Here is a 24928-nt window from a genome sequence, read left to right as displayed (position 1 = left end):
AGAAAACTACCGAAACACTTTAAAACCCGGAAATATGTATATTTGAATAATGGGACTTATTGATATTCACAAAAACCAGATTCAGCAGCTTTGTCAGGATCACAAAGTCAGGACGCTCTATTCTTTTGGGTCGGTGAACACGGCAAGGTTTACACAAGAAAGCGACGTCGATCTGGTGGTAGATTTGAAAACTGATGACCCACTCGAATACACGGACAACTACTTCGACTTGAAATTCGAACTTGAGAAAATCTTCAACCGACCAGTTGACTTACTCGAAAGCAAAGCGATTAAGAATCCCTGCCTGAAAGATAGTATCGACAAAACCAAGGTGCTGGTGTATGGATATTGATAACAAAATCAGGGCCTGACCAACGCCCCGGTTCGTGTCTCAGGAACAGATTTATTAATTTCACCCGACCTCCCTGGTTCGCAACGGGGCAAACAACAGATGCGTTTCTAACGTATCATCAGTCCACCAACAAAAGGTTGCCGATCCGGCCATTATTGGGTATCTTAAAGTCTATTCCAAACCCCCATCAAATGGCTAAAATACGGACATCCCTCAACAGACGTTCCTTCCTCAAAACCTCCGCCCTGGCAGGCGGCGGCCTCATGCTCAGCTTCAGTTGGCTGGCTTCTTCCTGTGAGTCGGGCTCCAAAGCAGCCCTAGGCATTCCCGAAGAGTGGTTCGACCTGAACGGCTTCATCAAAATCGCTAACAACGGACTCATCACCATCATGTCGCCCAACCCAGAAGGCGGCCAGAACATCAAAACTGCCTTCCCCATGATCGTAGCCGATGAGCTGGATGTAGATTGGGAAAAAGTAATAGTGGAGCAGGCGCCGCTGGATACGGAAAAGTACACCCGCCAATTTATTGGTGGCAGCCAGGCCATCCGCCAGGGTTGGAAAAGCCTTCGCATGGCCGGTGCAACGGCAAGGTACATACTGAAAGAAGCCGCAGCCAAAGCCTGGGAAGTTCCTTCAGGAGAAATCACCACTGAAGCAGGGGTGATTTACCATAAAGCCAGCGGCAAACAAGCTGGCTATGGAGAGATGGCAGCCGCTGCAGTGTCCATTCCAGTTCCTGAAGAAGTGCCACTCAAACCCATCAAAGACTTTAGCATTATTGGCACCTCCCGCAAAAATGTGGATGCCAAAAAGATCGTCACCGGCCAGCCACTCTTCGGCATCGACCACAAAAAAGAAGGCATGCTCATCGCCATGGTGGTACACCCACCAGCATTTGGTTTGAAACTAAAATCAGTAGATGATAGTGCTACTAAAGCCATGCCGGGCATCGTCGACGTGTTCCCCATCAAAAACATGCAGGACGACTACCAACGACAGTTTTTTGATACCTGCGCTTTTACCGAGCTGGTGGCAGTAGTGGGCAAGTCTACCTGGGAGGTGATGAATGCCAGAAAGGCCCTCAGAGTGGAATGGGAGCCATTCTCCGATTATTCCGAAACCAGGGACAATGGCACAAGACTTTTCCCGGCCGGACTGGAAAGCACGGAAGGTCACAGAGAACAAATGGCAAATAAAACAGGAAAAAAGGTTAGCGTGCTTCGCAAAGATGGAGATCCGGAAAAGGCATTTAAGACTGCTGCAAAAGTAATCGAGCGCACCTACACCGCTCCCTTTTTGGCACACAACTGCATGGAACCGATGAACTTCTTTGCTGATGTAACCGCTGATGGCGCAGTGTTGGTTGGGCCACTCCAAAAACCGGAGTTTACAGAAAAAACAGTGTCGGCCCGCTTGGGCATTCCGCTCGAAAAAATCGACATACAAATGACCCGCCTGGGCGGTGGCTTCGGTCGCAGGTCTTATGCGCACTGGCTGGTGGAGGCTGCTGTGATTTCTGATCAGGTCAAAGCACCGGTGAAGCTGGTCTACAGCCGGGAAGATGACATGACGTCGGGCATCTACCGCCCTACCTATCAGGCAACCTATCGGGCAGCCCTGGATGCTGAGAACAACCTGATTGCCTTCCATGTGAATGGCGGTGGCATTCCCGAAAGCTGCATTTATGCCAACCGTTTTCCGGCTGGTGCGGTCGACAACTACCTCGCCGAAGACTGGGTGCTTGACTCCAACATCACCACCGGTTCTTTCAGAGCACCACGGTCCAATTTTATCGCCGCAGCCGAACAATCATTCCTCGACGAAGTGGCGGAAACGGCAGGTAAGGATCCTATTGATTTCAGACTGGAGCTGTTGGAACGAGCAAAGAACACCCCGGTCGGCGACAACAATGACTATGATGCTGACCGGTATGCTGGTGTGCTCCAACTGGTGAAAGAAAAATCAAACTGGGGTGAGAAGAAAGCGGGCGTGCACCGGGGTGTTTCTGCTTATTTCTGCCACAACAGTTACGCTGCCAATGTGTTAGACCTTGTATTGGAGAATGGCAATGCTAGGGTAGAAAAAGTCACTTGCGCCATCGACTGTGGCATAGTCGTGAATCCTGATGCAGCCTCTAACCTGGCGGAGGGTGCCACAGTGGATGGCATCGGCACTGCCATGTTTGGCGCTTATACTTTCAAAGATGGTGTGCCTGAAAAGTCCAACTTCGACAAGTACCGGATGATCCGTACAAAAGAAGCACCCAAGACTATCGATGTCCATTTCGTCAAGAATGACATTGACCCAACTGGCATGGGAGAACCGGCTTACCCCCCTGTTTTTGCCGCCCTGGCCAATGCTTTATATCAGGCTACTGGCAAACGACTGTACGATCAGCCATTTGCGCCGGCGCTGGAGGAGTTGTCGAGGTCAAGGATTTAAAGTTGTTTGATTTTCGTAGCTCTTTATTTGTTTTTCATTACTCAAACAGCCTCCATAACCCTACCTTTGATTTGTTAAACGTAATAAACGTAAACAATCATGAGTATTACTTTGCCAACACGCACCCTAGGAAAAAACGGGCTGGAAGTATCTGCCCTTGGCCTTGGCTGCATGGGTATGAGTTTTGGCCTTGGTCCTGCCGGAGAGAAAAGCGAAATGATCAAAGTGATACGATCTGCTATAGAGCAGGGCGTCACTTTCTTTGATACTGCGGAGGTCTACGGGCCCTACACAAATGAAAGTCTTGTGGGGGAAGCCCTTCAGCCTTTTAGAAACCAGGTAACTATTGCCACCAAGTTTGGCTTCAATATCGTCGACAGAAAAATGGCTGGTGTCAATAGCCAGCCGGAAAATATAAGGAAGGCGGTTGAAGCATCGCTCAAGCGACTGCGGGTAGACTCAATAGATTTGCTTTACCAGCACAGGGTAGACCCCAATGTGCCCATTGAAGATGTAGCCGGCACCGTGAAGGATCTCATCCGGGAGGGAAAGGCCAAACACTTCGGCCTCTCAGAAGCCGGAGCCACCACGATCAGGAAAGCACATGCCGTGCAACCAGTTGCTGCCTTGCAAAGCGAGTACTCTTTGTGGACAAGACAACACGAAAAGGAAATCATTCCTGCCATTGAAGAATTAGGGATAGGACTGGTGGCATTCAGCCCCCTGGGAAAAGGTTTTTTGGCAGGCAAAATTGATGAAAACACGAAGTTTGGCGAAGGCGACATCCGCAATATGCTGCCAAGGTACGCCGAAGAAGCACGGATGGCTAACAAAGCACTGTTGGACATGATTGCAGCGTTTGCCGAAAGAAAAAATGCCACCAATGCCCAAATTGCTCTGGCCTGGGGGCTTGCACAAAAACCATGGATCGTGCCGATTCCAGGCACCACTAAACTCCACCGCTTGACTGAAAACATTGGCGCCGCCACTATTAAGCTAACAACTGATGAGTTGCAGGAAATGGAAGCAGCATCGGCTAAGATTGAAGTAGTTGGCAGCCGCTATACAGAAGCGATGGAGAAAGCGACGGGGTTGTAAAACACGAGACTTTGCGAAAAAGCAACAATAAAGGCAAAAGTTGAATGAAAAATTTAGTTGGCCGGGATCACCAACGGACAACTGACGTATTACCCCTTCAAACATGACGGATGTCCTGTTTTCTCAGCATCGCTTTTGCGATTTTTGATAAAATTGTCTGCGCATGAGCAACAGGACGCCCCTTACCATTATCAGAGCAATTCACACCTTCATTTGGGGTTTTTTCAATGTTGTGATTTTCTACATGCTCTACGCAGTCATCACCAATAGAATTGACAAATGGCTATGGATCGGTTTTGCACTAGTGGCGTTGGAGGGAATCACCTTATTAACATTTAAGTGGGTTTGCCCACTGACCATTGCCGCCCGAAAGTACTCCTCCTCCACAGCCGACAATTTTGATATTTTCTTGCCAAATTGGCTGGCCAGGCACACCAAACTGATCTACACTTCCATAGTGTTTTTCATTGCAATTCTGACCTTGATTAGGTTGTTACCGCTTTGAAGGCTTGTCAAACTATTTGGTCGTAGCCAATGGCTTCACCCACTCCTTCTTCTCAAAATCCCATACCCTGACCACTTTGGCCGGATTGCCCACTGCCACAGAGTAGGGAGGAATATCGGTCATTACCACCGAGTTAGCACCAATGCGACAGTATTTGCCAAGCACCAGCGGTTCTCCGTTCTTTTTACCCATGATCACAGTGCCTGTGCCTACGAAAGCATCCTCTTCGAGAATCACTGGTGCTTTCTGGGAAGGCTGGTGGTGGTGGGGCAGATCAGGATCAATGCCATGATGCATGCCGAGAATTCGCACGTACTGCGAAAGCCCCACATGCTTGTGTAGTGTTACCGGGCCAATGATCACACAGCCAAGGCCGGTGTGAACCTCGTCTCCAATAATTACATCGCCCATGCCATTGTTGATCAGCACCCCTTTTTCAATACGGGAGTACTTGCCCATGCTGAACTTATTGAAAGGCACCAGGTCGAGGCGGGAGCCCCAGCTGATGCCCCGTTTAAAGTAGCGGGGAAAGATCAGCCACAGCCAGATATACCACCGAACCCTGGCACTGTAGGGCTTGCGCTGGAAGATCAGCGTAAGAACCAAATGCTTAAGCTTCGGGCTGCTTTTGATCTTTTCTTTGAGCGACATTTCCTTTTGGTTGTTTTTCCAGAGCAGAGCGGATAAGTGCTCCAAACTGCTTTGCCCTGTGTGTCCATGTATTTTTTGATGCGACGAGTGCTCTCTGCTTTTGCTTTTCATCATCGTCAGAGGCGTAAGCTTTTAACACTTTATCAGCAAAGTCTTCGGGTGTCAAACCAATCTCAACCACTTCACTGAGACTGTCCAGCACTTCAGGATTAAAATTGGTACTTACTACTGGCTTACCTGCTGCCAGATACTCATAAAGCTTCAACGGATAAATCCCCTGGCTTACTTCGTCACATTTGAATGGAATAATGGCCACGTCAAACCGAGCCATCACCGAGGGTGCCTCTTCATGATTGCAAGAACCTGTAAAGTGTATTCTGGGATGATCAAAAACTTGTTCTGGCACGTACGCCGCCTCTACCGGACCTGCCATCACGAGATGCCAGTCGCTCAATAACTCCAGCGCATCATGCAACAAATCAAAATCTGTTCTCCGCTCTATGTTCCCCAGGTAGCCCATCACCTTGCCCTCTATACCAGAGAGACTCTTGTGATACGCTCCTTTGATGGCCAATGCTTTGTTGAAAAGCTTATAATTGGCTGCATTGGGCACCAGGAAGCTGTTCTCAATTCCCTCGTCGGTAAATTTCTTTTGAAGGGCTGGCGCTGTTGAAATCACCATATCCGACTGTTCGACAGCTTTTTGTTCCAAGTAAGGGCCATGGCGCAGTGTAAATGGCTTCACCATTGGATCGATACAGTGGTACACGTTCAGGCCAGGTTTTACCACCAATTTTTTTGCAAGGCTGGGGAAATAGAAGTCGAAGGAGTTGACATACACCAGTGACTCAATATCGTTTTTCTTTAAAAACCTATTGATTCTTCTGGCCAGCATTTGATGATTCAGCCCAGAGAAGAAATTGTACAACCCTCCTTTTGGAAGTGAGTTAACGGGCCAAACAAAGGGAGGAAGGAGCACTTTCACTCCTTCCTTTTCAATCACAGGTCTTTTGAAGTAAGCCAAAATCCTTTTGCGAACCTCCGGTTTGTGGAACCCCTTGAGCAACTCAGTAAATGTAAAAGGGTGATCGACCAGGATCACATTATTGTCCAATGCCAACTCTCTCGAAATCTGCCAGGTAGTCGAAGTATATCGTTCGTCGTGCCGGGGAAGGGAAAGCACCAGTATATTAGTATTTGCAAGTCTGGTCATCAGGATGCCATTTGGTTAACCGGCTGTTTCGCCTCCAGGCCTTTCCGAAGCTCCACCGCTAAATCCGGGTGACGATCGTACTGATGCACTACGGCCAGCGGCTGCCCGGCAAGGTTCTCTATTCTTCCATTGGATACCGAAAATTCTGTTAAATCCGAAAAGTGAAGAGTTGCGATTGAGCCTGATCCGTTGGCTTCCAGGTGTCTGGTAAGTCCACGCAAGCGGTAGTAGAACAAGCGGATATGAATGGCCTGATCGGCACCAAGCATATCGATGATCTTCGGAAGGTTTGCGTAGGTCTCTTCCAGCATTTCTTCAATATACTGATTGATGGCCCGGCGTGAGCCATAGGTTACCCCAGCGCAAGCCACATTTTTGTCGGCCATTTGTTCGAAAACAGCATCAGAGTATGTCCTCCTGATCCACTTCTCGTTCATCTCACTTTCACTGTTAGCCACTGGCTCAATACCTGTAACTATCGCATCGCTTTGAAGGGTTGCAAATGGATCGTATTGAAAAATAATATCCCGCACATCGGCAATCATCACTTGCTCATGAGGAAGCTGCGACAAGAGCTGCTTGATCAGGAAAAATCTTTTGACCATAAACTGTGTCAGCGGAGAGGTCAATGCCTCAATTCTCGTTCTTCTTAGCGGATCCCGTTCCCATTTTGTTGACAGGTACTGCGCATATTTCTGCTGTAGCGAGGGCATCTTGCTGAGTACCTTGGCTATAACCTTGCCTGTAAAATTCTCCCTGAAGGGGATAAAATGAACACCTTGAATATGGCTGTAGTCTGCCTCAAGCTGAGGGATATTTTTGCCTGCAAACATGTAAATATCCGTGTCTGGTATGAACTTTTTGCAGCTCAAAACAAAGTGTTTGATATGCTCAAAGCCATAGCCCACCCCAAAAGTGATTATTGCCTTTCTCATCATCTTACGATTTGGTGACGAAATCATCGGTAGTATGCTTTAATTTTTTAGGTCCGAAAGCATATTCAATTAGCTTTCCTGACTCTTTCTGAATTCTTTTTATAAACGCATTGAACAGCGTGCCATCCTTCAACAGCCTTCTTGAACTGGTCCACATCCTGGCTTTGCTGTTGCGCACCAGCTTCAGCTTGCCAATCTCCCCAAGCTTCCGGCCCATCCTGCCATCTTCTCCAAAAACAACGAAGTTGGCACTCGACTCATCGTTGTCAAACACCCGGGTCACAGGCATTTCAAAGCCTTTCGCAGCCAGTCCCTGCTCTATGCGGAACCCAAAGTTGGCTCCACGCACATTCAAAAACTCTCTTCTAATGCGTCTGTATTCGAAAAGAACCTCTGCTAAAAGTTCATAGAAACCGAGCTGAATGCGGCCAGCCTTGCCAAAGGGCAGAAAGCTGTAGTTCGCATACACACAGGTGATTTTCTCATTGTCCATGAGTGGCTTTACAAGGGTTTCAACCCAATGCGGAGGGTACAACGAATCGCCGTCCCCACAAAGCTGGTACTTGCCTTTGGACGCTTTCAATCCCGCCAACCTGGCATGGGCAATACCTTGCTTAGTTTCGAGCAGTGACCTCACTCCCAGCCTATCCAATAATGCCTGGGTGCTATCAGTTGAGTTATTGTTAACGATGATCAATTCAGTTGGGTATTTCAGCTCCATGGCTGAAAAGGAAGAAAGTGTTCTTAGCAGGTTTTTCTCCTCATTCCACACTGGTATCACCACCGAAACTATCGGGTTTTTGCTATTGAACTTTGAAAGTCCCTGTTTGATGGCATCAAGCTTAGCGGCCGAAGCCTGCGTCCAGTCACCATCACTAAAATTATGTTTTCTCACCCAGCCGGGCACTTTGAATCGTGAGCTCATGAGTACCTTAGATTATTAAATTTGTAACCAATTTTTTGGGAGTAAGTGGGCGACTGAAAATTCCAGCCAATGCCCGCTAAATGAGCCTTAATATTGCCCCACTGATTCTTCAAAGCGTAAGAAACCAGGCTCTTCGGTGTAGCCACAAAAAGAAAGTATATCCAGAACAAAGTCAGATAGAAAGACCTTGAGTTTCGACGCATGAACAAAATCCGGTTTCTGCTCATGAAATAACTCTTCAGCTCACTGATAGGGCCTACAGTTTGTGATTCTTTGTGAAACAGTGTCGATTGCGTGTCTACTGCGACCTTAAATCCTTCTTTCTTGATCATCTCGGCCCAGTCGTGTTCCTCATAGTAGAGGAAATATGTCTCCGGCATCATGCCAACTTCTTCGACGACCCGCTTTGGAATCATCATTGCAGCTCCGTGTGGAAAACTTGTGTAGCTTAATCCCTCTTCATCAGCTGGAGCCGTTGCCGTCAGGCATTCATTGCGGCAGGTCACTTTATTGAACGGTGTGAAGCCTGCATACTGCATTACGTCAGGCGTATCGAAATAGTAGAGCAATGGACACAGGACGCCAATAGCGGGGTGGCTCTCCATCAGAGAGACGAGCCTGGGCAAAATATCTTCTTTGAATTCAGTGTCGTTGTTGATAAAGAAGTAGTAGTCTCCTTTTGCTTTTCTGATACCCAGATTGTTGCCACCTGCAAAGCCGAGGTTGATGTCGCTTCTTACAAACGTGATCCACGGGTGCTGAGCCTTCAACAACGGGCCGGGGTTCTCCCGGGACCCATTGTCTACCACCACCATCTGAATATTTTTTATCCCCTGCTTCTCAATGCTCCTAAGCAGTTCCAGGGTGACTTTTGTATTGTTATAATTAACTGTGATGATCGATACCATGCTTATACTGCTAATTTTCTTTGTGCCTTTTCCCACACGGCCGATTGCTTACCATTTATTAGTCGCCATAGGCCCCGGAAAACAGAAACATTCATGATGGTGAAATACAAGGGGATGTACAGAATCTTCAGTCTTGTTTTGCGCTTTTCAAGTATGTAACCCAGCGCCGCCATTACATAAAATACTATCTGGGCAATGAAGAGAACCGTGCCTGGCAAGTAGCCCTGGAGAGCCAGCATAAAGCTGGTGACGAGAAGAAGCGGCAACATCAGCGGTGTGAGCGTCCAGCGGAGTGCCCGGTGCGATACATATTGAAAGGTCAGTACAGGGTTTGGGAACGGATTAAGTAACCCGCTCATGCGCACTACTGCCTGAAGTCCTCCGGCGGCAATTCTCACCTTCCGCTTTATTTCTTCTGTAATAGAAAGGGAAGCCGTTTCAAGGGCATATGACTGTGCCTCATATACTACCCGATGCCCTTTAGCGGCTATTCCCATTGTGAGCACAAAATCTTCGATCAGGGTGTCGGTCGGCACGGGCTCATAAAGGGATGTTCTCACGGCAAAAAGCTCACCGGCAGCGCCCACCACTGAGTGTAGCTCTGAGTCCCATTGCTTAAGCTTTGATTCATATTTCCAGTAGATACCTTCACCAGCGGCTGAAGCATCGTCGGCATTGGTTTGCTCGATCCTTTTCTCTCCAGCCACGGCACCCACCGATGGGTCAGCAAAATGGCGAACCATGTTGGTGATCGCCTCTTTGTTGAGCAGCGTGTTGGCGTCAGTGAAAATAGTGATGGGCGACACAATGCCTTTCATTACCCTTTCAACAGCAGCCAGCTTTCCTTTGCGTTCGGGTCTGTGCTCCAGGGTAATGGCTGGGTATTTCGTAATAATCTCATTGGTCTTATCTGTACTGCCGTCAGTGACAAACAGAAACTTGATCTTATCTGACGGGTAGCTAAGGCTCAGGGAATTCCTGATTTTGTCTTCTACACAGTCCTGTTCGTTATAGGCGGCCACCAGCATCGTAACTTCAGGCCATTCTGTCATCTCGACCGGCTTTCTAGGCGCAAAAAATCTCTTAATCTTCACCAGGGCAAACAGCACAATACCATAGCCCAGGTAGCTGTAGAAAAGAATACTTAGCGCAACAATACTGATTACAATGAGGATTTCCATTTCTGATCTTTTCCACCAAATTAGCGGGTGACCAGTGCTTGGGGCCTAAGTATTCGATAGTTGGGGACGAACTGTCGATTTTTGGATTGAATCGGTGGAAGAGGGAATCAGAGAGTTTTGATATGGTTCATCAAAACAGGCTTATGTGCCCTGCTGATAGGTATTACTTTGTCTTTAATCACCAGGTTAGTTTCCTCGATATCCACAATCTTGGAGAGGTTCACTATATAAGACCTGTGCACTTTCAAAAACTTGCTGTTGTCTATTTTTGCATCAATGTTTTTTAAAGTGGAATGAACAATGAACTTTTCTTTTTTCTCGGTGTGAAAAACGACGTAGTCGCCAATAGATTCGATGTACAAAATATCATCCAGGCTAAGCCTTACATGCCTCCCATCTACTTTTACGTAGAGTTCGTTGATCTCTTTGGATGTCTTTTTACCATGCACCTCTCTTGCCTTATCAATGGCCTTTAAAAGCCGACTCAAAACAATGGGCTTGTGAAGGTAATCGGTCACCTTGTATTCAAATGCTTCAAGAGCGTACTCTTTGAGGGTGGTGGTGAAAATCACCTGCGGAATGTCGGGCTTCATTCGAACCAGCTCCATGCCGTTCAGTTCGGGCATTTCAATGTCAAGCAGAATCAAATCGACTTCTTCCTTGTTCAAAAAATTGAGTGCCTCCAAACCATTAACACACATTCCCACCACGGTGAGATCTTCAATCTTTTCGCACATGAGCTCCAGCGACTTTCTCGCCATTTCATCATCATCAACTATCAGACACCTCATTGTATTAAGTGTTTTTTGATTCTGGCCAACTCGTTTTGTACAATTTGCAACTTAGGATCAATATCCCCAATAAATTTTGCGAACTTCTGTTTGAGCAAATCAGTCATTCCCGATGCTTTTCCTTCGGTTTCTATTTCAACAAGGAGCTCTGAAACTTTGGTAAGTCCCACCATAGCAAAGTTGGGAGATATTTTGTGCACTTTCCGAATGAATTCAGCCTCGTTCCCTTCTTTTTCCAGCTGTTTTAAAAGCTCAATCTCGCTGGCAATACCATCAACAAAAATCTGAAAAATGATGGAAGCCCTTTCTACATCATCCTCATACATCAAGTAGAGATGCTCGCTATCCAGGGAGGCTGAAAACTCAAAATCAGCCGATTTTTTTTCTTTCTCCTGCATTTTCTGATCCTTTAGGGCCTTGAGCAATTGCTCAGGAGTAAACGGTTTAGTCAAATGGTAGTTCATGCCTACTTCAAGGGCTCGGTTGCGCTCATCTACCAAAGCCGAGGCAGTCAATGCTATTATCGGAACGTTGCTATTTGGGTTATTTTCCATACTCCTAATCCGTATGGTTGTTTCATAACCATCCATTTTAGGCATCCGAATATCCATTAAAATATAATTATAAACATAATTTTCAACGAATTCGAGTGCTTCAACCCCATTATTAGCCATATCACAGGGAATTTTCCATTTAAAAAACAACCCCGAAAGGTATTGCTGATTCATTTCATTGTCTTCCACTATCAGCACCCTGCCAAGCTGGGGAGGAGTACTACTATCATGGCTTGGCTCCACAGCTGGTTGGGCTTCGCCCACCCTTACCTCAAGAATGACCCGAAAAGTAGTTCCCTGGCCTTCTTCACTTTCGAGCTGTATGGTGCCATCCATCATCTCCACCAGATGTTTCACTATCGAAAGCCCAAGGCCGGTGCCACCATACTTAAGTTTGGTTTCCTTGTCGGCCTGTTTAAAAGACTCAAAAACCATCGCTTGCTTGTCGGCCGATATGCCTATGCCAGTGTCCCACACAGAAAATTCCACTCTAACCGAGTCTTCTATTTTCTCCAGCACCTTAGCAGCGATTACAATGAAGCCTTTTTCAGTGAACTTGGCAGCATTACCCACCAGGTTGATAAAAATCTGATTCACGGCGGTAGGGTCGGCCAAAAGGATCTCGGGAACCTCAGGAGATATGTCGGTGAAGAAATTGATATCGCCCTTGCCCGCCTTCACCTCAAATGTCTTCATGACCGATTCTGCCACCTCCCGGATGTTAACAGGCTCCTCGGCCAGCTCATACAGCCCCGCTTCTATTTTAGACAGGTCAAGGATACCGGATATCAACCCGAGCAGTATTTCAGTAGAGAACTTGATTGTTTTGAGGTAGTCGCTTTGCTGCTGATCCAGCATCGTATCTCCCAGCAGGTTCGACATCCCAACGATCGCATTGATTGGGTTGCGGATTTCGTGGCTCATGTTGGCCAAAAACTGCTTTTCTGCCAGCATGGCCTTTTCTGCTTTATTACGGGCGATTCGCAGCTCTTCTTCCAGTCGCTTCCTATCGGTGATGTCGTAGTGAATGCCCAGCGATCCCTGAATAACGCCTTTTTCATCATAGAAAGGCGCTCCGCTAATAAGCACCCATATTCTCTCTCCACTTTTATTCAGTATTTCTATTTCGTAAATATTGGCCTTACCCTCAAGCCTTTCTGCGTCTTGCTTTTCGATAGTAGCCAAAGACTCAGGAGGAACAAGCAGGTCATTGGCTTTCTTGCCGACGAGCTCCGCCGAAGTGTAGCCAGTCATTTCACAGAATCTGTGGTACGCTTTTACTATTCGCCCAGCTCTGTCTACTTCAAGCAAGCCCAGCTCCATGTTTTCAATGAGGCCTCTGTACTTTTCTTCGCTGAGCTTTAATCGCTTCTCCTGGTTTTTCTCTTCTGTAATATCCAAATAGTGCCACAAGTGGCCCAGGTAGGTTTCGTCCTCAAAAATAGGGGTGTAGTCACGGAGTAGCACAGTTCCGTCATTCATCAGCAGCTCTTCCCGGCTCACTGGCTGTTGCTTGTTCAGTAGTTGTTCTATGCGTTTGGTAAAAGCTGCAGGATTGGCAAACAAATGTTTAGTCTCTTCTGCAGAATTACTGCAGTCGGCACCAATCAGGTCATTGGGCACTGCAGAAATATTGAAAATGGAGCAAAATTTCTCATTCACCAGCACAATTTTACGGTGCTCATCTTCCACCAAAATGCCTGCATTGAGGCTGCCAATTAACGAGGTGAGCCTTAAACTTGCCTTCAGCAATTCCTGCTCCGAGTCTATTCGCTTCGTGACATCCCTTCCAACGGCACTTACCTTGAGCAGCTTGCCAGAAGGATTGTAGAAATACTGTACATTTTGTTCAATCCAAATCCATTGGCCATTAATGCCGACAACTGGCACCACACTGAAACTGCGTTTCTCCTTCTCAATTCTTTGCTGCTGGTAGAAAAACAATACTTGTTTTTTGTATTTTTCGGGCACAAAGTCGACAAACTTCCGACCGATAATTTCCGATTTATTCTTAAAACCTAAACTACTGACAGCCACCGGGTTCACAAGGGTGATGATACCTTTTCCTGTTGTTTCGTAGATAAAGTCGCTGGCTGAATCAATAATTTGCCGATACCTCAGCTCACTTTCCTCTGCCTGTTTGGTTCTCTCCTCTATCTTCACCTCCAGACTCTCGTTTAGCGCAATAAGCTCCTTGTTGGCACTATCAAGTTCCGTAGTTCTCGACACAAGCACAGCCTCCGCCTGCTTCCGCAAAGCTATTTCTCTCTCCAATTGCTTCCTTAAGTCTTCCAATTCGCCCATTCCAGCTACCAGAGGTTTGTGATGATCCATGGATTAATCCAAAAAATACAACTTCTTCAGCTTTTTTGATAATAAGAAAGGAATATCATTCACTGCTATCTGCTTTTTGAAGGCAACCTCGCTTTTTATTCATTCACTAAAAGCAAAAACAAGTAGAGCTCGAGCCTGTGCCTTACTCTACGCAGCATTGCTACCAAGGGCCGCCTACACAAACCCCACCTCATATCAATTAAAAATTTACCACTTCCACGCAACCTGACCGCAGTTTGTCGCATCTAACCAGCAAGTTCAAAACTAACTTACTATGCTTAAAAACTTTTTTAATGTCACCTTCAGGAGCATTCTGAAGCACAAATTCTACTCCTTCATCAACATTCTAGGGCTCTCCATCGGCATCACATGTTTTTTGATGATCACGCTCTACGTGCAGGATGAGCTGAGCTACGACAAACACCTGCCAGCCATTGAAAGGCTCTACCGGCTCGATTTCACGGGTACTATTGGTGGCAACACGTTCATCACTTCCCTTTCGAGCGTGCCCGCAGCACAAGCGCTCATGAACGACTACCCGGAAGTGGAGTCGGCAGTGCGGATGCGGGATAGAGGCAACGAAATGATCAAGCCAGAGGGCCAGATGCAAATCTTCAACGAGGAGAAAATACTTTTGGCTGATTCGAATTTCTTTGAGTTTTTTCAGCTACCTCTGCTCGAAGGAGACCCTGCAACAGCGCTGGCAGCTCCTAAAAAGGCAGCCATAAGCGAAGCCATAGCAAAAAAGTATTTTGGTGATGAGCCAGCCGTTGGCAAAACAATAGAAGTGCAGGGCTGGGACAACTTTGAGGTTACAGCCGTGTACAAAGAAATGCCCAGCAATCAGCACTTTCATGCCGACGTGCTACTCTCAATTACCAGCACAAGCGAAGCTTTCAATACGCAATGGATGGGGTTCAATTTTGTCACTTACCTCAAAATAAAATCAGAGAACGCTGCTTCTACCCTTGAAGCGAAATTCCCCGACATGATCGCCAAATACATTGGGCCTGAAATTCAGAAGTTCATGGGACAGAACATGGAGGAGTTCAAGGAAGCTGGTGGCCAGCTGGGTTACGCCTTATATCCTGTAAAGGATATCCACCTCAACTCAAGCAAACTCGGAGAACTCGAGGCCAATGGCGACATCACCTATGTGTACCTGTTTTCGGTCATTGCTTTCTTCATTCTTCTTATTGCCTGCATCAATTTCATGAACCTGTCAACCGCCCGCTCTGCAAACCGGGCCAAAGAGGTTGGCGTTCGAAAAGTGTTGGGCGCTCAGCGGCCCCTCATCATTCGTCAGTTTCTGGCAGAGGCACTTATCCTGAGCTTCTTTTCATTTATGCTGGCCTACGGATTATGCTTTCTACTCCTGCCCTCGTTCAATACACTGGCCGAAAAGCAACTAGCCATCAGTGCCTTGCTTACACCAGTGTTTATTATCACCATTTTGGGATTGATCATTGCGGTCGGTTTATTGGCTGGTAGCTACCCCGCCTTCTACCTTTCTGGCTTCAAGCCTGTAGAGGTACTTAAAGGCAAGCTCAACCTCGGCATGAAGAGTGGGGCCATTCGTAGCTTTCTTGTTGTCTTCCAGTTCACGCTCTCCATTATCATGATAGTGGGCACCATGGTTATTTATGATCAATTGAATTTCATACGAAACAAAAAGCTTGGCTACCAGAAAGATCACTTGATCATTATCAACGATCCCTGGCTTTTGAAAGACAACCTCAATGCCTTCAAAACTGAAGCACTGCGAAATTCGGCTGTCGTCAGCGGCACTCTCAGTAGCTTTCTGCCTGTGAATGGGAACACCAATAACAACCTTTACTTCAAAGGGAAAAATCCTCAAAACGAATCCCACATAGTCAGTGACTGGCGAGTCGATCAGGACTACGTGCCCACATTTGGTATTGAAATAAAAGAGGGGCGAAACTTCTCTCGGGAGTTTCCAAGTGATTCTTCTGCCATAGTAGTCAATGAAGCATTTGTAAAGCAGTTTGGCCTTGAAAACCCCATTGGCGAATTCATCTCCACTCATGGTGATGACGAAGATGGAGCCAGCATTGTTTCCTACAAAATCATTGGGGTTATGGGGGATTTTCATTATGCCTCTCTGAGAGAAAGTATTTATCCTCTGATGATGAAGCTGGCTAGCAGCAGGGGAAATATCACTTTCAAAGTGGCTGGCGACAATATTGATCAAACCATCGCCACCCTGAAGAGCACCTGGGAGCAGTTTGGCCCCGGGCAGCCTTTCAGCTACAATTTCATCGACCAGCAATTTGAGGAGGTGCACAAGTCGGAAATGCGGATAGGCTCCATCTTTATGGTATTTGCCTCGTTAGCCGTATTTATTGCCTGCCTGGGACTATTTGGGTTGGCGGCTTTCACAGCCGAACAACGCAACAAAGAAATTGGCGTACGCAAGGTGCTTGGTGCCAGTGTTTCCAGTATCATGAGCCTGCTGTCCAGGGAGTTTGTGAAGTTGATTGGTATTTCCTTTGTCATAGCTGCACCTACAGCCTACTTTGCTGTCGGCAAATGGCTCGACAACTTTGCCTACCGCACCGAGCTCAGCCTGGTTACGATATTCATCGCCGGTTTACTTTCGTTGGTAGTGGCCTGGCTTACCATGAGCTTTCAAACATGGAGAGCAGCACGTGCCAACCCGGTAAACTCCCTCAGAAGCGAATGACATAAAGAAAAAGAGGCCAGCCCAATAAAACTTGAGCTGGCCTCGTCCTTTCAAAAAGAATCTCTTTTTTTACTCGCCTGCTTCTTTCTTAGGCAACACATTTGTGGTAATGCTGATCCTCTCGCTGCTATTGGTAGCGTTAGAAATAATGGTAATTACCTTGTTTTGCATTCCCATTTTTCCAGTGCTATTGAACGATACCTTCACTTCTCCTTTTTCCCCGGGAGCAATAGGCTCTTTTGGCCAGCTAGGGGCTGTGCATCCGCATGTTGTGAGCACCCTCGATAGAATTAGGGGCTCAGTGCCCTTATTTGCAAAGGCAAATACATACTCCACCTTGTCGCCTTGTGTAATGTCACCAAAATCGTGGGTGGACTCTTCAAACTTAATTTCAGGACCTTTCTTTTCTGCAGCCGCATCCTGCGCTTGTACAGCTACTGCCGATGCCAGCATGAAAACTACTAACCAAGCAAACTTTCTCATATCCAATTATATTTTGTAAAACTCATTTTTAATACACAAACAACGGCGTAGGTAACCAATAGTTCCCTTACTAACACCAGAGAAGCGTTTTTATTCACCCTCTTCAACAAAAGTAAATAAATTTCTCAGAGCAAAGAAACTTAGTTGCTCTTCGACACAGCCTCCATTAACCCCCGCATATACCCTATAGCATAAAGGTTGCCAAGAATACCATAACCAGGGTGATTGTTTTCCTCTCCCTCCATCGTCGGCACATGATCCGGCCTGATAGGCCCCTTGAAGCCAATATCATAATATGCCTTCATGGCTTCGTACATGTCAGTTTTGCCATTATCATGGAAGCTTTCTTCAAATTTCCATTTGTCGCCAATGATGTCCCTGAAGTGCACAAAGTAGATGCGGTTTCTGTTGCCAAAGTACCTGATGGCCGACGGAATATCTTCCCCCATAGTGGCAAAGGTGCCCTGGCAGAAAGTGAGCCCATTGCTTGGGCTGGAATGCATATCCAGCATACGTTTGAAGGCCTCCACCGACGTCATGATCCTGGCAATGCCCCGAATATTGGGTATTGGCGGGTCATCAGGGTGCATGGCCATTTTAATACCTGCTTTTTCCGCTTCCGGCATAACGGCCTTTAAGAAGTAGTCGAGGTTACTCCACATTTTCTCCGCAGAAATTTCGCCGTACTCCGTAAGAGGCTGGTCTTTTACGTCTTCGTAGTTAAAAGCGGTAACGAATGCATCTCCCCTACCTCTCTTGTCGACCTGACTCCGGTGCCAGCTAATCACCGGCATCCAGTTATAACAAACAGTATCGATGCCCGCCCTGGCACTGCTTTTTAAGAATGTGATAAAATTATCAAGCTCCTCGTCTCGCCCCGGCAGTCCCAGTTTGGTTTTCTCAAGTGTTGGTGGCCCTTCCAATACCCGCAGCACCAATCCTTCCTTCGCAAATACGTCTTTCAGCCCCTGAATAGTCTCATAGTCCCAGGGCTTTTTGCCAGGCACGCCAGCCATGCTGGGACTCACAGAGCAAACCGCTCCATCCACGCCCATTTGGCGCTGTAAAGCCAGTTTCTGAGGTTGCATCCCGTAGAAGTAAGACATGCAAATTTGCAGTTCGTCTTTCACTTCCGGGTCCCTACGGCCTACTTCAGCAAATGCATGACTGCCTCCCAGACCGGAGAGGGCTGCCAGCGAGGCTGTACCCTTTATAAACTGTCTTCTCGACTTTTCCATGTTTGTAAAACTATTAGCTGCCAGCTTGGCTTAAGCTGTTAGGAAAGATAAGAAAAAGAAGAAACTTAGAAAGGTTAACTACTTATGAACGGTTCGCAGGTGAAGCGTGAAAACAGAACCCATACCAAATTCAGATTGAACAGTAATCTTCCCTTTGATCTTTTGTGCCGCTTCGCTGGCGATATAAAGCCCAAGCCCCGATCCTTTAGAGCTGGTAGTGCCTCGATAAAACATCTCAAAAATTCTTTTTAGAATCTCTGGCTTTATTCCCTCACCGTTGTCACTCACCATGATAGATACCTCGCTGCCTTTCTTTCGGGAGGTGATGGTAATTTTAGCCGGATGGTTCTCATTTTTTTTTCTATACGCAATGGCATTTCCAATCAGGTTGGCCAAAATCACCCGAACGCTTGTTTTATCATTGATAATCTCACCCACGGTAAGCGACGAGAAGTCAATCTCAACAGCATCGAATCCATCCATATAGCGAACGTCTTCAATGATATCAGCAATGAGTTCCTGCATGTCTATGCGTTGGTAGTTAGCCTCCACTCGCTTAACGTGCGAAAAATCGAGCACCTCCACAATGAATTGTTCGAGTTTCCTGACACTGTCCTCAATCTTATTGAAATAGGTTCTATGTTCCGCCTGGTCCCGAGTGAGGGTACTGAGGTTAACCAGCCCTTTTATTGATTTAAGAGGTGCCGTAAGGTCATGAGAAACACTGTAAACAAAGTGGTCCAGCTCCTTATTGGTTGTTTTTAGTTCACTGTTGGCCCTTTCCAGCCGAATAACCTGATCGGTGATTTGCTCCCTGGCGAAATTTATGTCATCAATCACTCTGCCAGTTATCGCTGAAAACACGTAAAGCAAACTGGTGCCGAGGTAAATATTGATCAAAACCGGATCAATCGTGTACTCCCCCATCGCCTCAATCTCCCTGACGACCGGAATAATATAGGCAAGTATAAAGATGAAGGAGTTGGTGAGCACCGCCATGCCAAACCCAAAACGCAAAGCAAACCAGAGTGAAAAAACACCATACACAAACCAGTATTGATCCAGACCGACAAAAAATGACATCATGAAGATTAAAAAGTAGATAGCAATTACCAGAAGTCTATCCTTACCAGGGATTTTAGGGCTGTAGTCGTTGAAGTCGAAATGAATAGCGAGCAGGCCATGCCTCCCCATCACAGGTGTCAAAAAATATAAAATTGGCAGGGTTAGTCCAAAATTACACATAAACTCCCTGAGCCAGCCAAGTACAGCAGTGCTGGAAAACATCACAATCGGGAAATGGAACGTCAAATAGAATAACACCTTCAGAAAAAGGAAGGAAATGAACAGGGGAATAATTATTCCCCACAGCAAAAACAGATTGAGGTTGTGTGTATCCGGTATCCAATACTTCCCATGGTTTTTTACAGAAAAGAGGTACCATGAAAGGAAGACAAATGATGTTTCAGGCAGAGCAAACAAGGGGCGGAAATACCAGGGATCTACACCCCACAGGTACCCGCAAATGACCGCATTGATGTACACCATTGGAAGTACCCTGACTGGCCCCCACCAGTTGACAAGTATTATTCCGATAGCAGTTGGCAGGTAGATCAGAGCAGCCGTGGAAGAAATTCTGTATATCGACGACAGGTAGCTTGCAGCAAAAAAGATAATAAGAGGAGCTACCCACGTCCACCAGGGCAATATATTTCTCAGCTGACTTTGGCTGACTTTGTTATCAGTTTTCACACAATGGCCCAGGTTGATTGCTAACTAATATACCGAAAAGATACTATAATAACACACATCAGGCACCTCAAAAAGGCTTATGGTTCTTAGCCACCAAAAAATTTAGCGTCAAAGTTAACAAGAAAAACTTCATCGGTGGCCCGTGTGACAGCCGTATACAACCACCTGACAAAATCCTGGTTTATCATATCGTCTTTTACGTATCCCTGATCGACAAACACTGCCTTCCATTGGCCGCCCTGCGACTTGTGGCAAGTGAGAGCATATGCAAACTTAACCTGAAGCGCATTCAGGAAGGGATCCTTCTTCAAAGCTTCTGCCCTTTCTTTTTTGTTGGCCAGATCCTCATAGTCCTTCAGCACCTCCTCGTACAATTTCTTATGATCCTCCGGGCCAATGGAGGGCGTTGGCGCATGCAACGACTCCAGCAACACCTTCGCTTCAAATTTGCCTGCATCATAGTCGATCATCCTTAATTCCAGGTCGGCAAACCGAAAGCCATACGCCTCCTGAAAACTGATGATTTTCATGATTTCCACGAAGTCTCCATTGGCCAAAAATCCGCCTGGAGCATCCTCAGGGAAATAGAAATAATTGTTTCTGGTAGCAAGAAGTATGTCGCCGGCATTGATCTCGTCTTCCATAAAGTGGATTTGCCGTCTGATGTATTGATTGTACATCACTGCTGACTTATTTGATCGACAAATGATGATAGTATTTTCCTGGCCGAACTTGTCATATGCATACCTCAACCCCTCCTCCAGTTTCTCGGAGGTCATCCGGAAGATGTCTTTGAACGGCCTGGTTATGAACCTGGGAGTGTAATTCTCAGCCTTTATCAGCTCTCGAAGAGCGGTGGCGTTTTCCAAAATACCGGACGCCTTTTCCTGCCGAAGCACTTCGGTGAGCTCCACTTCCTTCACATCCACGTGAAATTGACTGCGCAGGTAAGCGCTACTCATGGCCGGCGACTCAATTTGGCCAACAGGTGGTAGCTGTGCCACATCTCCTACCAAAATAAGCCTGTTGGTCTCCTTTTCAAAAACATACTCCATGAGATCTGCCAGCAGCCCATTTTGCCCAAAGTCGCTTTCGTTGGAGAGCATTGACGCTTCATCCACGATGAAGATGGTATCCTTTTGATAGTTTTTCTGTCGACTGAACTTCAGGTTTTGGCTGCCTGGCTCCGAGGTTTGTTTGTAAATCACTTTGTGGATCGTGAATGCCGAGCGTTTAGCATAGCCGCTCATCACTTTTGCGGCCCGGCCGGTAGGTGCAAGCAGAGAATATTTCCGGTTGAAAAGTGGAAGAACATTAACTAGTTGGCTAACCAGGGTAGTCTTGCCCGTTCCCGCATAGCCTCTCAGCAGCAGGATCTGCGGGCCCGGCTTTTCATCGTTCAGCAACTCATCGAGGAGGCCCATAAACGCTCTTTGTCCATTTGTGGGTGCAAATGGAAACCGGCGTTCAAGTACTTCGGAGGGTAAGGGCAAATGAGTGGGTGGTTAGCTGTAAAAGCCGAATTTCCTCAATAGCCAACTTAAATCAAACATTGAAATGAATTGCTTACACAAAACCCGGCAGGTGGGTGTGGAATTTTCCCTAAATTTGAAGATGGATGTTAGTCAGGAAGTAGAGCGCCTGTATGGGCACGAAGTAAGAGCGAGGGTGTGTGGCATTTGCTTCAGTGCAGACAAGCTGCTGTTAGTCAAGCACATGGGTCTTACTTCGGTTGGCTTTTTGTGGGCACCACCTGGCGGTGGTGTGCAATATGGCACCAGTCTGGAAAGCAACCTCATCAGAGAATTCAAAGAGGAAACTGGCCTTTCTGTAAACGTGGCTAGATTTCTTTTTGTCTATGAATATGTGGGCCCGCCCCTGCAAACAATAGAACTATTCTTCGAAGTTCAGCCCACAGGCGGAGACCTGTGCAGAGGCCTCGATCCCGAAATGTCTGATTCACAGCAGATAATAGATGAGGTTCGTTTTGTATCTTTGAAGGAGCTGAACGATTTTGCACCGGAAAGTCTCCATCATATGTTAAAGGGTGTTCACAACAAGGAAGACCTACTTCGTAAAACAGGATTTTTTAAATTTGAAAAGAATTAATAAAATAGCGTTTTCTATTAAAATCATATAGTTTCGTAAACTAATAACTTAAGCACTCAAATAGTCAAAAGATGAATACCACCAAAATTCTATCCATTGTAATTCTAGTTATTGCTCTAGCTTTAGGATATTATCTTTTCAGCAGTATCAAAACTGATATTGATACCACTGAGAGAATTGCCAAAACTGAGGCGAGAGTTATTAACAAGCTTAAGATGATCCGTGAGGCTCAGGTAGCTTTCCAGAAAGTGAATGGGAAATATTCTGGCAACTGGGATGAATTACTTGCATTTGTGGATACCGGTAGTTTCTACATCACAAACAAAACGGAGATTATTATCCCCCTTGACTATGGTGCTGATAGTATTTATGTGGAAATTGACACAATAGGAACAGTTTTGGTGAGAGATTCGATTTTTAGCCCAAGCAAGTTTCCTAATTTCGACCTTGCTACGCTTCCTCTTATTCCCGGAACAGACGGTAAAAGGTTCGATATGTGGGCTGACAAGATTGACAAAGCAGGCGTGATGGTTGATGTAGTTGAAGTAAGAGACATCGCCCCCGTTGATCCGGCAAGGAAAGAATCAAACGAAATCACTAACCGTAAACCACTACGTTTCGGTTCCAGAACGAATATTACTACATCGGGAAACTGGGAATAATTGCCTTTGGAGACTCTCGTAGCCAACTACAAGCTTTTAAAAAAAGTCAAAGACGCCAAGTTCGATGTCGATGACCTTCATCACTATGGCTTGTGTCTTCAGATTGGCATTCGTGACTTCCAGTTTTGTGTAATCGACAACAGAGACAATCGGTGTCTTCTTTATGAAGACTTTGCTTTTGAAAACGTGAAGACGGTCAATGCCCGTCTTCAAGTCGTTCAAGACCTCTTCGAGAATCATCACCTGCTCATGGCAGGCTTTTGGAGTACTATCAAGCTTTCGATTAAAAGTCACAAGTTTGCCCTTGTACCTCAGCCGGTCTTCTCAAAGGAGGGGCTTGTGGACTACCTGTCGTTTAACACCCCTTTTAATCCCAGATACGAAGAAGTATATTTCTATAAGCACATTGGCACCGATGCTGTTAATGTATTTTCGGCTGACAAGAAGCTGATAGATTGGATCAGGGAGTTGTATAGCCAAAAAGATGTGATTGTGGTTCATCAGGGAAGCGCATTCATTGAGGGGATCCTCAAATACAACGACCACTCAGGCGAAAAATCAATGTTTTGTCTGGTTGACAAAGGCATCCTCCATGTGGTGATCACTTCTGACAAAAAGCTTCACTACTACAACCAGTTCGCAGTAAGAAAAACTGCTGATTACCTAAAATACATCATGCTTGTGTTTAAGGAAATGAAGCTGTCGCAAAAGAAGAGTAAAGTACTATTCTGGGGTGGTTTAACCCCACAGTCTCCGCATATTCAGGAGCTCAAAAAGTATATCCGTGACATTTCGTTTGGAAGTCGGCCTTCCTATCTCGCTTTCAGCTTTGTGTTTGACGAGATTCCCGATCATAAGGGTTTCGACGTGTTCAACATTTTTCTTTGCGACTAATCTTGGCTAACTTTTAGCGAGGATCTTTATATGTCAAACAAAACCGCTGTCTTTCCTGGTTCCTTCGACCCCTTCACACTGGGGCATTTCGACATTGTGGTGAGGAGCCTGAAGCTGTTCGACGAGGTAATCATCGCTATTGGCCATAATAGTCAGAAAAAAAGGTATTTCCCGCTTGAGACTATGCTCAGCAAAATAGAAAGTGCCTTTGTAGAATACCCTCAGGTAAAAATAGTGACCTACGACGAGCTAACAGCAGACCTCGCCAAAAGACTGGGCGCTAAAGTACTACTCAGAGGACTCCGAAATACGACGGACTTTGAATATGAGAATAGTATTTCGCAGGTAAACAGGTACCTGAACGACGAAATAGAAACCATGTTTTTGATTACTTCCCCCAAGTACGCCCCCATTAGTTCCACCATTATCAGGGAAGTTCATAAGTATGGCGGCGATGTAAAGGCCTTTCTGCCCTACGAGTTGTAAGCTTCTCTTTTTACCTTGTAGAATTCCCGGGCCACGTGCCTGATCGATCGGTAGGAGTTGTAAAGTGAGGCCCTTACATCTCTTATTTCCATCCACCTAAGCTCATCAATGTTCTCCTCTTTTTGAGGAGTCATTTGGCTATCATCTATAAGATCCATGCGGTACCAATGGGTCTTTTTCAAGATGTACTTCTCGTTCATGATATAAGTGTGGTAGGTAGCGCAAATCTTCTCACCCAAAAGCACCTTCACTCTGCACTCTTCTTCTACCTCCCTCACGGCAGCCATTTCAGGGGTTTCCTTCTTCTCCAGTTTCCCTTTTGGAAAATCCCATTTACCAAGGCGGTGAATGAGTAAAATCTGATCTCCCTTTTCTACCACACCACCAGCAGCCTCAACAATATTGAATTTTTCCTTAAGGTGGTTGATGGTCGCCTTACGCTTGCTTACAGCAAATGTAACCGCATCGAGGTCTTTCAACTTCTTTTTTGTCATCAACTGAAGAAGCTTGTCAATGTCTTCCTTCGAAGCATTGACCACAAGCACATCGTCTTGCAGCTTTTTAGTATCGATGCCGTCTCGTTTTCCGTCAACGATATGGTTGTATTGCTCGAAGTTTTGAACTTCATCGAGTTTTTTTATGGAGACAGGAATATCGTTGATGAAAATCTTCATGTTGCGATCTTAGAAGAGCCAATAATGTAAATTCT

The 24928-nt window shown here is 46.2% G+C and carries 22 protein-coding genes; 9 read left to right on the top strand and 13 right to left on the bottom strand.

The genetic code is table 11. The features are described 5' to 3' along the window. The first annotated feature begins 49 nt into the window (after positions 1–49). The 4 genes from RIG68_RS15665 (at position 50) to RIG68_RS15650 (ending at position 4399) form a co-directional block, all read left to right on the top strand. The gene (locus RIG68_RS15665; protein WP_350124110.1) at positions 50–352 is read left to right on the top strand and encodes a nucleotidyltransferase family protein; all 303 of its coding nucleotides are present in this window, start codon (positions 50–52) and stop codon (positions 350–352) included. A gap of 191 nt (positions 353–543) precedes the next feature. After that, entirely contained in the window at positions 544–2796 is a 2253-nt protein-coding gene (locus RIG68_RS15660; RefSeq protein ID WP_350124107.1) for a xanthine dehydrogenase family protein molybdopterin-binding subunit, read from the top strand. 111 nt (positions 2797–2907) lie between these two features. Continuing rightward, positions 2908–3894: an aldo/keto reductase gene (locus RIG68_RS15655; protein ID WP_350124165.1), complete on the top strand. Its 987-nt coding sequence runs from the start codon at positions 2908–2910 to the stop codon at positions 3892–3894. A 163-nt stretch (positions 3895–4057) separates the two neighbouring features. Beyond that, on the top strand, positions 4058–4399 hold the full coding sequence (locus RIG68_RS15650; protein ID WP_350124104.1) for a hypothetical protein: 342 nt from the start codon (positions 4058–4060) through the stop codon (positions 4397–4399). A 12-nt stretch (positions 4400–4411) separates the two neighbouring features. Here RIG68_RS15650 and RIG68_RS15645 read toward each other — a convergent pair whose 3' ends face one another. The 8 genes from RIG68_RS15645 to RIG68_RS15610 all read right to left on the bottom strand — a co-directional run bounded on the left by RIG68_RS15645 (position 4412) and on the right by RIG68_RS15610 (position 13891). After that, the gene (locus RIG68_RS15645; protein WP_350124101.1) at positions 4412–5050 is read right to left on the bottom strand and encodes an acyltransferase; all 639 of its coding nucleotides are present in this window, start codon (positions 5048–5050) and stop codon (positions 4412–4414) included. Continuing rightward, a complete protein-coding gene (locus RIG68_RS15640) occupies positions 5010–6263 on the bottom strand; it encodes a glycosyltransferase (protein ID WP_350124098.1) in 1254 nt (417 codons plus the stop codon). Before RIG68_RS15640 ends, RIG68_RS15645 begins: the two co-directional genes overlap by 41 nt. Next, positions 6263–7198, bottom strand: a complete 936-nt coding sequence (locus tag RIG68_RS15635) for a hypothetical protein (RefSeq protein ID WP_350124095.1) — start codon at positions 7196–7198, stop codon at positions 6263–6265. The genes RIG68_RS15640 and RIG68_RS15635 overlap by 1 nt, the downstream gene beginning before the upstream one ends. A 4-nt stretch (positions 7199–7202) precedes the next feature. Beyond that, complete coding sequence (locus tag RIG68_RS15630) at positions 7203–8123, bottom strand: glycosyltransferase family 2 protein (protein ID WP_350124092.1); 921 nt, start codon at positions 8121–8123, stop codon at positions 7203–7205. After that, on the bottom strand, positions 8120–9031 hold the full coding sequence (locus tag RIG68_RS15625; RefSeq protein ID WP_350124089.1) for a glycosyltransferase family 2 protein: 912 nt from the start codon (positions 9029–9031) through the stop codon (positions 8120–8122). The genes RIG68_RS15630 and RIG68_RS15625 overlap by 4 nt, the downstream gene beginning before the upstream one ends. A gap of 2 nt (positions 9032–9033) precedes the next feature. Further along, the gene (locus RIG68_RS15620) at positions 9034–10212 is read right to left on the bottom strand and encodes a glycosyltransferase family 2 protein (RefSeq protein WP_350124086.1); all 1179 of its coding nucleotides are present in this window, start codon (positions 10210–10212) and stop codon (positions 9034–9036) included. Between the two features lie 107 nt (positions 10213–10319). After that, a complete protein-coding gene (locus RIG68_RS15615) occupies positions 10320–11003 on the bottom strand; it encodes a LytR/AlgR family response regulator transcription factor (RefSeq protein ID WP_350124083.1) in 684 nt (227 codons plus the stop codon). Beyond that, a complete protein-coding gene (locus RIG68_RS15610; RefSeq protein WP_350124080.1) occupies positions 11000–13891 on the bottom strand; it encodes a PAS domain S-box protein in 2892 nt (963 codons plus the stop codon). The genes RIG68_RS15615 and RIG68_RS15610 overlap by 4 nt, the downstream gene beginning before the upstream one ends. 274 nt (positions 13892–14165) lie before the next feature. Between RIG68_RS15610 and RIG68_RS15605 the strand changes: the two genes are divergently transcribed. Then, a complete protein-coding gene (locus RIG68_RS15605; RefSeq protein ID WP_350124078.1) occupies positions 14166–16595 on the top strand; it encodes an ABC transporter permease in 2430 nt (809 codons plus the stop codon). Between the two features lie 69 nt (positions 16596–16664). Here the strand turns inward: RIG68_RS15605 and RIG68_RS15600 are convergent, their stop codons facing one another. The 4 genes from RIG68_RS15600 to RIG68_RS15585 all read right to left on the bottom strand — a co-directional run bounded on the left by RIG68_RS15600 (position 16665) and on the right by RIG68_RS15585 (position 21561). After that, entirely contained in the window at positions 16665–17078 is a 414-nt protein-coding gene (locus tag RIG68_RS15600; RefSeq protein ID WP_350075517.1) for a DUF1573 domain-containing protein, read from the bottom strand. Positions 17079–17218: 140 nt separating this feature from the next. Then, complete coding sequence (locus RIG68_RS15595) at positions 17219–18316, bottom strand: mannonate dehydratase (RefSeq protein WP_350124074.1); 1098 nt, start codon at positions 18314–18316, stop codon at positions 17219–17221. 78 nt (positions 18317–18394) lie between these two features. Next, a complete protein-coding gene (locus tag RIG68_RS15590) occupies positions 18395–20068 on the bottom strand; it encodes a sensor histidine kinase (RefSeq protein WP_350124071.1) in 1674 nt (557 codons plus the stop codon). Positions 20069–20154: 86 nt separating this feature from the next. Further along, a complete protein-coding gene (locus tag RIG68_RS15585) occupies positions 20155–21561 on the bottom strand; it encodes an ATP-dependent DNA helicase (RefSeq protein ID WP_350124068.1) in 1407 nt (468 codons plus the stop codon). A 97-nt stretch (positions 21562–21658) separates the two neighbouring features. Between RIG68_RS15585 and RIG68_RS15580 the strand changes: the two genes are divergently transcribed. From RIG68_RS15580 to coaD, 4 genes are all read left to right on the top strand, one after another. Next, complete coding sequence (locus RIG68_RS15580; RefSeq protein WP_350124065.1) at positions 21659–22177, top strand: NUDIX domain-containing protein; 519 nt, start codon at positions 21659–21661, stop codon at positions 22175–22177. 71 nt (positions 22178–22248) lie between these two features. After that, on the top strand, positions 22249–22839 hold the full coding sequence (locus RIG68_RS15575) for a hypothetical protein (RefSeq protein ID WP_350093691.1): 591 nt from the start codon (positions 22249–22251) through the stop codon (positions 22837–22839). A gap of 6 nt (positions 22840–22845) precedes the next feature. After that, on the top strand, positions 22846–23733 hold the full coding sequence (locus RIG68_RS15570) for a DUF3822 family protein (RefSeq protein WP_350075527.1): 888 nt from the start codon (positions 22846–22848) through the stop codon (positions 23731–23733). Positions 23734–23763: 30 nt separating this feature from the next. Beyond that, positions 23764–24219, top strand: coding sequence for a pantetheine-phosphate adenylyltransferase (gene coaD / locus RIG68_RS15565; protein ID WP_350124061.1), 456 nt, complete (start codon positions 23764–23766; stop codon positions 24217–24219). On the opposite strand, the gene RIG68_RS15560 is transcribed toward coaD, so the two are convergent. Further along, positions 24207–24893, bottom strand: a complete 687-nt coding sequence (locus tag RIG68_RS15560) for an NUDIX hydrolase (protein ID WP_350093696.1) — start codon at positions 24891–24893, stop codon at positions 24207–24209. The genes coaD and RIG68_RS15560 overlap by 13 nt on opposite strands. Positions 24894–24928: the final 35 nt, after the last annotated feature.

Origin of the sequence: Imperialibacter sp., from assembly GCF_040222385.1 — a bacterium.
Lineage (GTDB): Bacteria > Bacteroidota > Bacteroidia > Cytophagales > Cyclobacteriaceae > Imperialibacter.
This window is presented reverse-complemented; position numbering and strand designations above follow the sequence as displayed.

Bases quoted from the DNA above. Each gene is read 5' to 3' on its own strand.
- RIG68_RS15665 (WP_350124110.1), top strand. From the start codon at position 50: ATGGGACTTATTGATATTCACAAAAACCAGATTCAGCAGCTTTGTCAG.
- RIG68_RS15660 (WP_350124107.1), top strand. From the start codon at position 544: ATGGCTAAAATACGGACATCCCTCAACAGACGTTCCTTCCTCAAAACC.
- RIG68_RS15650 (WP_350124104.1), top strand. From the start codon at position 4,058: ATGAGCAACAGGACGCCCCTTACCATTATCAGAGCAATTCACACCTTC.
- RIG68_RS15645 (WP_350124101.1), bottom strand. From the start codon at position 5,050: ATGTCGCTCAAAGAAAAGATCAAAAGCAGCCCGAAGCTTAAGCATTTG.
- RIG68_RS15640 (WP_350124098.1), bottom strand. From the start codon at position 6,263: ATGACCAGACTTGCAAATACTAATATACTGGTGCTTTCCCTTCCCCGG.
- RIG68_RS15635 (WP_350124095.1), bottom strand. From the start codon at position 7,198: ATGAGAAAGGCAATAATCACTTTTGGGGTGGGCTATGGCTTTGAGCAT.
- RIG68_RS15630 (WP_350124092.1), bottom strand. From the start codon at position 8,123: ATGAGCTCACGATTCAAAGTGCCCGGCTGGGTGAGAAAACATAATTTT.
- RIG68_RS15625 (WP_350124089.1), bottom strand. From the start codon at position 9,031: ATGGTATCGATCATCACAGTTAATTATAACAATACAAAAGTCACCCTG.
- RIG68_RS15620 (WP_350124086.1), bottom strand. From the start codon at position 10,212: ATGGAAATCCTCATTGTAATCAGTATTGTTGCGCTAAGTATTCTTTTC.
- RIG68_RS15615 (WP_350124083.1), bottom strand. From the start codon at position 11,003: ATGAGGTGTCTGATAGTTGATGATGATGAAATGGCGAGAAAGTCGCTG.
- RIG68_RS15610 (WP_350124080.1), bottom strand. From the start codon at position 13,891: ATGGATCATCACAAACCTCTGGTAGCTGGAATGGGCGAATTGGAAGAC.
- RIG68_RS15605 (WP_350124078.1), top strand. From the start codon at position 14,166: ATGCTTAAAAACTTTTTTAATGTCACCTTCAGGAGCATTCTGAAGCAC.
- RIG68_RS15600 (WP_350075517.1), bottom strand. From the start codon at position 17,078: ATGAGAAAGTTTGCTTGGTTAGTAGTTTTCATGCTGGCATCGGCAGTA.
- RIG68_RS15595 (WP_350124074.1), bottom strand. From the start codon at position 18,316: ATGGAAAAGTCGAGAAGACAGTTTATAAAGGGTACAGCCTCGCTGGCA.
- RIG68_RS15575 (WP_350093691.1), top strand. From the start codon at position 22,249: ATGAATACCACCAAAATTCTATCCATTGTAATTCTAGTTATTGCTCTA.
- coaD (WP_350124061.1), top strand. From the start codon at position 23,764: ATGTCAAACAAAACCGCTGTCTTTCCTGGTTCCTTCGACCCCTTCACA.
- RIG68_RS15560 (WP_350093696.1), bottom strand. From the start codon at position 24,893: ATGAAGATTTTCATCAACGATATTCCTGTCTCCATAAAAAAACTCGAT.